Annotated in this window: 10 protein-coding genes; 5 read left to right on the top strand and 5 right to left on the bottom strand. The window is 55.2% G+C overall.

Features of this window, described 5'->3' with window-relative positions; all coding sequences use genetic code 11:
* Positions 1–105: 105 nt before the first annotated feature.
* The 3 genes from ABIC51_RS19645 (at position 106) to ABIC51_RS19635 (ending at position 1,513) form a co-directional block, all read left to right on the top strand.
* On the top strand, positions 106–336 hold the full coding sequence (locus ABIC51_RS19645) for an SMI1/KNR4 family protein (protein WP_354006597.1): 231 nt from the start codon (positions 106–108) through the stop codon (positions 334–336).
* A gap of 61 nt (positions 337–397) precedes the next feature.
* On the top strand, positions 398–811 hold the full coding sequence (locus tag ABIC51_RS19640) for a hypothetical protein (RefSeq protein ID WP_175897671.1): 414 nt from the start codon (positions 398–400) through the stop codon (positions 809–811).
* Positions 812–949: 138 nt separating this feature from the next.
* Positions 950–1,513, top strand: coding sequence for a hypothetical protein (locus ABIC51_RS19635; protein ID WP_175897670.1), 564 nt, complete (start codon positions 950–952; stop codon positions 1,511–1,513).
* A gap of 215 nt (positions 1,514–1,728) precedes the next feature.
* Here ABIC51_RS19635 and ABIC51_RS19630 read toward each other — a convergent pair whose 3' ends face one another.
* From ABIC51_RS19630 to ABIC51_RS19615, 4 genes are all read right to left on the bottom strand, one after another.
* The gene (locus tag ABIC51_RS19630; RefSeq protein ID WP_175897669.1) at positions 1,729–3,456 is read right to left on the bottom strand and encodes a TIGR04141 family sporadically distributed protein; all 1,728 of its coding nucleotides are present in this window, start codon (positions 3,454–3,456) and stop codon (positions 1,729–1,731) included.
* A gap of 319 nt (positions 3,457–3,775) precedes the next feature.
* Complete coding sequence (locus ABIC51_RS19625; RefSeq protein ID WP_175897668.1) at positions 3,776–4,363, bottom strand: AAA family ATPase; 588 nt, start codon at positions 4,361–4,363, stop codon at positions 3,776–3,778.
* Entirely contained in the window at positions 4,363–4,971 is a 609-nt protein-coding gene (locus ABIC51_RS19620; protein WP_226128111.1) for a 3'-5' exonuclease, read from the bottom strand. The genes ABIC51_RS19625 and ABIC51_RS19620 overlap by 1 nt, the downstream gene beginning before the upstream one ends.
* On the bottom strand, positions 4,964–6,364 hold the full coding sequence (locus ABIC51_RS19615) for a radical SAM protein (protein ID WP_175897666.1): 1,401 nt from the start codon (positions 6,362–6,364) through the stop codon (positions 4,964–4,966). The genes ABIC51_RS19620 and ABIC51_RS19615 overlap by 8 nt, the downstream gene beginning before the upstream one ends.
* Before the next feature lie 1,007 nt (positions 6,365–7,371).
* Between ABIC51_RS19615 and ABIC51_RS19610 the strand changes: the two genes are divergently transcribed.
* Entirely contained in the window at positions 7,372–7,590 is a 219-nt protein-coding gene (locus ABIC51_RS19610) for a SymE family type I addiction module toxin (protein ID WP_065501341.1), read from the top strand.
* A gap of 84 nt (positions 7,591–7,674) precedes the next feature.
* Here the strand turns inward: ABIC51_RS19610 and ABIC51_RS19605 are convergent, their stop codons facing one another.
* Positions 7,675–8,298, bottom strand: a complete 624-nt coding sequence (locus ABIC51_RS19605) for a hypothetical protein (protein ID WP_226128045.1) — start codon at positions 8,296–8,298, stop codon at positions 7,675–7,677.
* Positions 8,299–9,105: 807 nt separating this feature from the next.
* On the opposite strand from ABIC51_RS19605, the gene ABIC51_RS19600 reads away from it, so the two are divergent.
* Positions 9,106–10,224: a branched-chain amino acid ABC transporter substrate-binding protein gene (locus ABIC51_RS19600; protein ID WP_175897664.1), complete on the top strand. Its 1,119-nt coding sequence runs from the start codon at positions 9,106–9,108 to the stop codon at positions 10,222–10,224.
* The last annotated feature ends 97 nt before the right edge of the window (positions 10,225–10,321 follow it).

The raw sequence follows: 10,321 nt of genomic DNA, 5'->3' as shown, positions 1-10,321 counted from the left end.
AAGAGAGCAGCAAAAGCAGCAGGCAGTGAGGAGTTATCCACACCGGAATAGATGTACTACGCTGTCTCGGGGTGGGTCAGATTTAGATGAAAACGTTGGGTCAAGATTCGGTGGAAATCAACACCATTTGCCCATGACCCGGGCGGAAACTTCTTTTGTATTGATATGAGTGATGGGGAAGTTGTCTTTTATGCTACTGATGCTCTCGATCCGGATTTGAGTGCAGAAGAGAATCACGCGGCAGTTCAGATCGTCCTGGCGAGTTCGTTTGAATCGTTCATGAACCAGTTGAGCGGAGATGCTAATTTTGACTCGAGTGAATGGCCGGAAGATTAACTAGGTTCGACCGAAAAATTGCAAATGCTTGTGATGAAGGGATTGTGATGAAGGGATTGTGATGAAGGTCACGATACATTCCGTAGGGGTTGATTTTGTCTATGATGTATTGAATACAAATGCCGTCACCTTCAAATTGAAGGGCGGATATCTCTCGATTCAGACTTGCGTTTACCTCGAAGACGACGAGAGACTGAATGAGCCGACGATAGAGTTGAATGACCAGGGAAGTTCGCAATGCGGCGGGTTGGTGCAGATTGTTATTTTCCCACGCGAGATGCAACTGGAGTTTCATGAAAATGCTCGATTTCTCGGTAAATATTCCTTCGTATCAATTCTCCTTGACGAATTTGTCGATGTAAGGCTGGTGGATTTCTTTGTTAATCATTTGTTCCTCGGCGGTATCGTGATGTATGGCGGTGATTTCGATTCCTCGAAAAAAGTGATTCAAATCAGAAAGAGAGATTATCTTTGATGTGATATAAGAGGATTATTATCAGTATTTTTCAAATGGGGCGGGGCTGCTTGGTAAGGAGCTTTGCAGGTTGAGTTCCAATGGGGCGTCCCCGGTATCTATTGTCGGTCGCGCATCGACGAGGCCAAGGGATGTTAAATGACTACAGTCACTGAGCATAAAGAAAATTTGGCCCGGGAACTCGCCACGCTCGACTCAGCAGGTCAACTGAAATTTGCCGCGTGGTGCTGCTTCGCACTCGCTGGAGAAAGGTCAATATTTGACTTTCTGTCTCGTTATTCCGATTTGTCGGCATCAGACATTCGTGCGCGAATCATCAAAGTACTTGATGGTGTTTGGGAAGGGGGTGAGGCAGGGGCTGATTTCTCGGACTTGAATATTCGCGAGTGGGATGTAGATGAAATCAGTATGAGTGATGATGCAGCCGCCCAAGGAGCATTGGATCTATTGGCCGCACTGTCTTTTCTTTCTGCTTGGGTTCGTACTCACTCGACGGCCGATCTCGCAAGCTGTGCGGAGCAGGTTACCAATAGAATTGACTATCTGGAGGCGTTCGAAATTCTTTTGGCTGACATAAAATTCCCTGTTGAACAGGAAATTCTTGCACAAGCAGAATTTATTGATGATCTTCAGTGTGGGAGGGTTGGTGTGGGCGATAAAGCAGAATACCACGAACGATTATTACGTCTTGGCCGTTCATAAATCATGAAATCGAGGGCGGGTTACCCGTGGGACACGATCGGTTTGCAGAGCGAGCTGAGAGGCCGCCTTTCCGCGACGTGCACTTTCTGTGGGGAAAGGCGAGTCCTTGCCGGCGGCGCATTCGTCAAGCCAGCGCCTCTGGGCGGCAAGCAGTAACGGTCTGAACTCTAACGCGGCGATCAGGCGGAATTGTCTGAGTCGGTCGGTTTAGTGCTTCAGGCTTGAGATGCCGCCGGAGGCCTCGGTCGCCGATCTGGCGTCTGCACCAACTGGGCTAATGCGGGCGCCGCGGCTCGCGCCCGGCGCGATGGCTTACAGGATGCTGTGCTGGCGAACTCTGGATCGATAGCGATTCTCGCGATGGCGACGCCGAAGCCCAAGGCGATGAGGCTGGCGATTGCATTCTTCAATGTCACTTTCGAGAAAAACGGCAAAGCCTGGGGAAGATTTTTCGTTGTTACGATGGCGTAGACGATCCGATAATCGCTCGCATTGGGCCGGGCGGTGGGATCGCGAAGCTTGATTCCAGCCGGAAGCTGTTCATTCAGCTTCGCCCGGAAGACTTCGTCCGCGACGAAGGCTTCGGCTGCTACACTGCCTTGCGCGAACAGGTGGCTCAGGGTCGCCGAGTTCTTGTAGACTTTCACATGGATCAGGTCACGTCCATTTCGGACAAGGTCGCAAAATTCGATCTTGTCGTAAGCACCTCCGAATTGAACCGTCTTTCGATCAAGCAGTTCATAGCCGGTGGAATCGGAAGCCACGCTCGCGTTGTATGCAGTTTCACTATCGTGCTTAAAGGCTGGCATTTCTATTGTGTCAACTTCAAGCTTTGAGAGCTGCCCTTCCACCCGTTGAATAAAGCTTTGTTTGACCTGATGCCAATCGCCGTTGCGGAGAATGTATGTTTCGGGGCCGCTCGCGATTTCGGCATACAAGCAGCGATAGGCCGACCATTTGCGCAAGGGTGCGAAATGTTCGTCAATCGGGTATATGACGCGACTTCGCAGTGCTGCAGCGGTGAGTTCTTCACCTGCGTCAACCATGTATTCAATCAACTGATGCAATTGAAGCGTCTTGTGAACCAGAGTTCGCTCGCGTAAATCGAACGAGTAGCCAATCTGCGATTCCCAATCGACGATTTCTGGTTCGCCGAGCCACACGTTGTCGGGAAGGTCGTCCATTTGCAGCAGCTCCGTTAGCTCCATGTCGAGTATTTCCAGCGTGTCGCTGTCCTTGACACGTCGCAGATCTTCGATCCATGAAAATCGCTCAGGCACCCCGCTGCTGTAGCGGCGCAGCGCTTCGGTCAGCACCTTTGGCAAGTCGTTGAACGTGATCTCTGGCGCAATCGTCAAAGCGTCGCGACCGGTGATGTGGCTTCCGAACAAGGGTTCGGTCGACGCCCCGGTGATTGCATAGACCAGATCGGTTTCCGTGTTGATAAGCAAATCGAAGATGTCGACGTCCTTTGGGCTCTGACTTCTCATATTCAAGGGATTCGACGCGTAGCTCGATTTGTCCAAGCTCTTCAACTTGTCTGGATCGATCGAGCCGAGCGCCACACGGAGGCCAAAGTCACGCACGACGAAGTCAAGCTCAAGCAGATGGAAGCCCGTCCCGAATGTAAGGACGAAAACCGCGCTTTCTGCCCGAAAAATCAGCGCTGCACCTTCTGAGCGCCTGCCTTCGAACAGATCTTCTGGTACTTCTTGATTCGCTATTAAGAAATTCGCCCAAGCGGGTTTCGTTGGCGGCGGGCCGTCCTTGACATACAGGCGAGCACTTCCCGACGAGATTTTCAAATCGACAGGTCTCTTTGCTTTGCCGGTTTCGATTATCTGTTCGTCGCGTAGTGCCGAGTCCTTGACTAGGTAAATGGTCAAGTGTTCGCTTTTGGTTTGATACTCTCTCATCGCTGCCCCCGCCGCCCGTGAGGTCATGATTTTTAGCCAAACGTCAAGTTCTGTTGTGGCATGTCAGCGGATTTTGTACCTTTTATTTTTGGAGTCAATACAGTCATCCACAGGAAGGAAGAACGTCCAAAGAGCGATCGATAGACACCACAACTACGCCGTCCTCCTTGAGATAAGCCTAGTCGCGTTCTGAGTAAGAGGTGTGTATTGCCCCGTATCAATGTTGCATACATCAACTCCATGTGATTGCTCCCCATGCGCGCTTTGTCGTAATCCCAATTTCTTTTCCGCTCACATATTTGTATGCTGCCTCTATGATCGCTAGGACTAGCGATCCATACTGTGACTACGCGTTGACTCTTTTAATGGCTGACCTCGAAATCTTGTCCAAAAAATCTTCTACAAGACGCTGCGACTCCGGCGCCTCAGGGTTGTGCGTCGGAATGCCTAACTCCTTCAGCGAACGAGCTATATGCTCGTCGGCTGCTGCCCGGAAAGCTTGATCTGGGTCACGACCATCGCCCAACGGGATCGTTTTGTCGAGTTCTGTCTTGAAGAGCATCGCGTAACGCGATGAATGCAATCCGACGAGCGTGTACAGATAGTTCCGCTCCGCCGCGGTGATAGTGCGACGTGTTGATACAAGTGCGGCCTCAAGATAGCCAATCGCATCTGATGCCGGGCGATCTACGAGAATCAAATCACACTTCAGTTCATGCTCTAGCTCGCTCGAAATAACTGACGCGATGATCCAAAGCGTGCTTTCGAAGGTATGGTCGCGCAAGATGGGAAATCCGGCAGCTTGACAGCGCGTCGCGACATCGCCCACCCTCGCCACGTGAAGCCCGCGGCGTTCCGCCTGTTCGCGCACTTTCTCGAAAAACGTTGATTTTCCCGTCGAGTGTGTACCCGTAATGCCGATCATCTGCACCATTAGAATAGGTCCTGTTGCTGATTGTTGATGAATTCAGGCGTCTCGATAGCTGCAATGTCGACGAGCTTCCTGAGCGTAGCTCGCCTTGAAGCCTCGAGTGTTTTGATCAAGTCGAGGAACAAATAGGCCGTTGCGCGTGCGTCGCCGGACGCTCGGTGAAAAGTGCTTGAGTGAATGTCGATTTGCCGCTCCGATACGAGAGATGACAAAGCGTAAGATCGAGCACTGGGATGCACTGCGCGAGCTAATTTGAGCGTGTCCAGGACGAGGACTGGGTGCCAGTTCGGGATGGCCTTCTTCAGAAGTTCAACGTCCACGCGCACGTTGTGACCGATCACGATTTTAGAGCCCAAAGCCGCAAACACTTGTTCCGCGACATCGGACAGGCTTGGCTGCCCCGCCAGCATCTCATTTTTGATACCGTGGAACGCGGTCGCCTGGGCCGTCACGGGTTTTTGGGGGCGAACAAGCCACTCATCGTGCTGAGGCATAAGCTCACCGGCACTGATATGAAATATCGCGAGCTCGATGATCTCTTGGGGCGTCTCGCCGTTTCCCTCGACATCAACGACAGCGAAATCCCACTGGGTCCATTGCGTATCAAGCATTTCCACCGTCACTCGTCTGCAATCGTTTCTGGAACACTAAGGGCCTTTCTTCAACCAGCCCCGCCTGATATTGCTGCATTTCTGCAAGCTTGATTTGTTGAAGCAACGACCGACGGGCCTCATCGTCTAGGAAACTCAGTTGCTGCTCAAACATCGCTGCTTTCATATTTGCTAGCTCGAGGCTCAGACGCGACAGCCGATACTCCTTGGTTTTATCGTCGATCTGGTCAGCATGGTGCTCAGCTGGCGTACCGGGCCTTGCCGAGAAAGGGATAGCGACGTTGATATGTAAGTTTAGTGCTCGAGCGAGCTTCAATGTTTGCTGAAAGTCGTTCTCGGTTTCGCCGGGAAACCCGACCATCCAGTTGCAGTAGAACACAACGTCAGTGGTGTTCCGGAAGGTTGCATACGCGTCCGAAATCTTCGACAAATCCGGATTGCGGTTCATGGCTCTAAGTATCTTCTCAGAACCACTTTGAAGTGACACGTAGAGAAGATCGATGTTTCCTGAGTCGCAGAGACTCTTCAGAAGCTCGGCGTTCTTCATGAACGGCTTTGGCTCGATGTATCGGATCGACAGACGCATCTGAGGACTGAGCGCCACCAGCGCTTGCAACAGGTCGGCAAACCTTGGTCCGGTTCCCTCTGCGCCATAGTTCCCTACTTCGTCACCTACGAGAATCAGTCGTTTGACGCCACGGTCGAGTGCGGCAGATGCTTTTCTCAGGATGTCGTCGATGGGTACCGACTCAAAATCACCTCTTCCCCGTGGAATGCTGCAGAACGAACAACGGAACAGGCAGCTTCGCGTCACTGTGATGAGTTCGGCCGACTCCTCCTCGTGGTAGAAAACGAACCCCTTCGTTGTACGTCTGTACAAACTCGCCAGCGCGGTTCCATGCTCACGATCCAGTTGTTCGAGTCGTGCGAGCACCTCGGCCTTCGCGGTTCCGACTCGTCGCCGCATTTGAGTCAATCCGTTGTCCACGTTGCCTTCGAAATCGTGCGCCGTATCCTGAGAAATGTCTCGATCGAGTGCTCGAAAGTCTTGGCCGGTGCGGTTGCGTAGGATGTCCGCGTGCGACTGAAAGTTGATAGGACGGCTCGCGATAGCCGCGCTTACAACGTCGGCACTTACGTTTGCGATACAGCCTGTCACTGTGATCTTTGCATCTGACGCCCGTGAACTGATCTGGCGAATCTGGCTTATGGCGTCATCCACCCAAGTGGATCGTACAGAGCACCCGGAAAAAATCACTTCATCGGCAAGCTCAGGCTGATCAACGATGACGAAGCCATCGCGTTCGAGCCCTACTTTTAGTACGTTAAGATCGTAGCTCGAATTTAAACAAGAATTATGCGCCAGGAAAACTCGGCGCCCGGTGTGGTTCATTTGGTCTCACATCGCCCCGCGTAGCGGGCACATTATCTTTTGCGCGACGGCATGTCGAAATCCAATGCGTTGCACAAACTTTTAGTGAATTCTTGAGAGGACCAAACCCTGCGCTGCGTCCTCAACGAAGTCTTCTAAAATGCCACTGCCTAGCTTTTAAAGCAATAGTCAGTTGAATGTGACGAGTCGTTGCCGATTGCTTCGAGCATATGCACCAAGACGAACTGCCATTCGAGGCCGCGTTTTGGAGTCAAAGGCACACGAGTACGGGTGCACCACGAAGGCGGGTCTGGGTAAACACGGGTATGGCGGACAACAACAGGACAGCTAGGAATAAGGCCTGCCAATGCCAGTGCAGTACCCTGGCTGTCGCCAGTACATATCAGCGCAATCGCAACGACAGCGCTATTCTTCTATCCCCGTAAACCGAAGAGATATCTTGCCATGGCAGGGGGGCACAACTACACATGTCGTCTGCAGCAGCAAGAGGATGACCGTCCGGTCGCCGCCTCATAGGGGACTTGTTTGTGCGGCACAAACGGGTCGATATAGGTCAGAGCGAGATGCTGAGGCCGGACATCATCCGCAAGCAATTTCCGGTGTCCCCGCACGACAACAAAGATTGAGCAGACTCATACAGTTCGTCCGTTCCAATCGAACTGTGTCGAAGCGTCAAATTCTGGTCAATTGCTTACTGTGACGGATCGACGTTCGCCATCACCTCTCGCAATGGCCGTGTGATTGACCTCAATGTCTGCCTATAACCACCGGCTAACGTGTGCCCAAGCAAAGAACACTGTCTAATAGGCAATGTCCAGCCGATGTTGATCGCGCGCGCGGATGGATACGTCGCACGTCCTGAACCACACGTCGAACCCTCATTTCCATCGACCCACCAACAAAGGAGGAATCCGAACCATAAAAACGCCGCAGTAAACGAGCGCGGGCCGCAAGTGCTACCAACACTCACGACCCGCTAACCACAGCCAACTAAGCAGGAGTTGCCCATGGCTAAGCCGAATCATAAAGCACGACCACCGAAGACGGAACGTTTCGTAACGATCCAGGAAATGTGGGGTACCCCGAAAACCGACCTCAAGCCGGAGAAGTTCTACCCGTACATGAAGATTGGTGGAATGTGGCTGATCAGCGATGCGTGTTTTGTCCCGGGCCGAAAGGCGCGAATCGATATTGAGCCTGGCAGGCTGATCATCACGCAGTTGTAAAGGCAACGCCGCAAGATGCGGCCGCGCTGCGCGAAGTCGCGCAGCGCGCCGGGTAGGGCTGCTGCTACCAGCCGCCCCAACGCATCACCAGGCGATATTGCAAGACGACCGCGACGTCCTCGCACCGCCGGTAGCGGTGCAATGCGTACCCGCGCCGTTGTCATAGAACGTGCGCGTCTCCGGTTGCGGCACCGACGGATCGAACGGATTCGGCGTACCGTGCGGGCCGCGCGCGGCATCGTACGGCCGCGTTGGCGCATACGAGCCGCCACCACCAGCTGGCTGCGAGCCGTTATCTCGCAGGTACTCGTTCCAGTTCTGCTCGCGCTGCTTGTAACCGGGCACTGCGCGGCCAAGACTATCGCTGCCACCTGCGCCGAGCGCGACGCGATTCGCGGGCAATACCAAATCGGATTCGTGCTTCGACGAAGGCGGCGGTGCCACGAGCCTATCGCCCGACACACGCAACGGCCGCGTATCAGGCGTATCGAACGGACTACGTTCCGCGGGCGCAGTGTATTGCACGCGGCGACGGTTCATACGTGCCGCATGCCCATCATCACGAGCAGCCGCACGCCGCTCCGAACGAAACACATTGGCGCCAGCCGACCGATCGGCCAGCGTATCGCGCCCCGCAGCATCGACGGCGGAAACAGAAAGCGCACACGCAAACGCGGCGGCGGAAGACAAGCGAAAAGGATGATTCATCAGCGGTCCCAATCAGGTGATGTGCATTGAGCTAAAACGGCAGATCACTGGCTGGCGAGACTGAACGACGAACGGGCGTCGAAGCGGCCCTGAGGCGACGGCGAACCGCGGCGGGCGCGACTCGCAGGAAGGCTGGCTGGATTGCAGAGGCGAATTCGTATTATTTCACACAAATATCAACGAGCTTTCAAAGCAGCCATATCTGTCGGCAAACAGAAGGAATTACCGCCCGCGCCGAGCGCCCCGTGTTGGTGCTTCCCCTTCAAATCGTCAGCTGATTGATTTTCAGCGATCGGACCCTTAGCAGGCCAAACACGCTCCACGAACAATCCAACATCGCCAAACACCATACCCAGCAAGGAAACTACCCAACCCGACACCCTCCAGCGCAACCCGATTGCACCGAAAGCAAACGTTCTCGCCCCCACTCGGTTGCCCTCCGGTCGCCACCCCATCCCTACGTGTTTTCCCTCGGTCGACCGGCATTTTTGACAGACGATTTAAAAACGCCCATATAATTTCGACTGCCTTGCCAACGGCTGTCGGACCACCCCTCCGATCAAGCGGTTTGGCAAGCGGGGCAGGCGAAACGCTTGCGCAATGCAAGACGCATCACGATGATGTCTTTCCGAACCAGACGTCCCCTTCGGGGACTGCAAGAGCCGGGCCCCGCTACGCAACATTCCGCCGGAGTTCCGTCTTCTATGTGTCTCGGGCGTGTCTCATGTCCTCGCCCCGGGTGCTGTTCGATTGCGCAAGTCATGCCGCCTTTGCCCGTATGACTAAACAACATCGAGGAGCTCCCAGATGACGCTGTCCCGTCTTACGTCCATTTCCGTCGCCGCCGTGCTGTTCGCCGCGGGCGCCGCCGCCGCGCAAGCGGAAACCGTGAAGATCGCCATCGCTGGTCCGATGAGCGGCTCGGTCGCCCAATATGGCGACATGGTGAAGGCCGGCGCGCTGACCGCGATCGAGCAGATCAACGCGGCAGGCGGTGCGGGCGGCAACAAGTTCGAAGTCGTGCTGATGGACGACGCCTGCGAACCGAAGCAGGCCGTCGCCGTCGCGAACAAGATCGTCAGCCAGAAGATCAAGTACGTGATCGGCCACGTGTGCTCGGGCTCGACGATTCCGGCATCCGACATCTACGAAAACGAAGGCATCGTGATGGTCACGCCGTCGGCCACCGCGCCGCAGCTGACCGAAGGCAAGAAGCGCCACTTCATCTTCCGCACGATCGGCCGCGACGACCAGCAAGGCCCGGCCGCCGCGCACTTCATCATCAACAACGTGAAGCCGAAGAAGGTCGCCGTCCTGCACGACAAGCAGTCGTACGGCCAGGGCATCGCGTCGTCGGTGAAGAAGGACCTCGAAGCCGCGAAGATCCCGGTCGTGCTGTTCGAAGGCATCAACGCCGGCGATTCGGACTACTCGGCGATCATCACGAAGCTGAAGTCGCAAGGCGTCGATTTCGTCTACTTCGGCGGCTACCACCCGGAAATGGGCCTGCTGATGCGCCAGGCGCGCGAGCAGGGCGTGAAGGCAACGTTCATGGGGCCTGAAGGCGTGGGCAACAAGGACGTGACGGCGATCGCCGGCCCGGCTTCGGAAGGCATGCTCGTCACGCTGCCGGCCGACTTCTCGGCCGACCCGGCCAACGCGGCGCTCGTGAAGGCGTTCGCGGACAAGAAGCGCGACCCGAACGGCCCGTTCCAGATGCCGTCGTACGCAGCGGTGAAGATCATCGCCGACGCGATCGCCGGCGCGAAGACGACCGATCCGTCCAAGGTCGCCGCGTACATGCACAAGACGACGTTCGACACGCCGATCGGCAAGGTCGCGTATGACGCACAGGGCGACCTGAAGGCGTTCAAGTTCGTCGTGTACACGTGGCACAAGGACGCGACGAAGACCGCCGCCAAGTAATACGGAGTACCCGCCCCGCGCACCCGCTCTGCCCGTCACCCGGGCGGAGCGCGTGCGCATTTGGCCGTTCCGCGGCTAACGGGCGGCCCGAGACGAC

This window comes from Burkholderia sp. 572 (assembly GCF_040545135.1).
Lineage (GTDB): Bacteria > Pseudomonadota > Gammaproteobacteria > Burkholderiales > Burkholderiaceae > Burkholderia > Burkholderia cepacia.
This window is presented reverse-complemented; position numbering and strand designations above follow the sequence as displayed.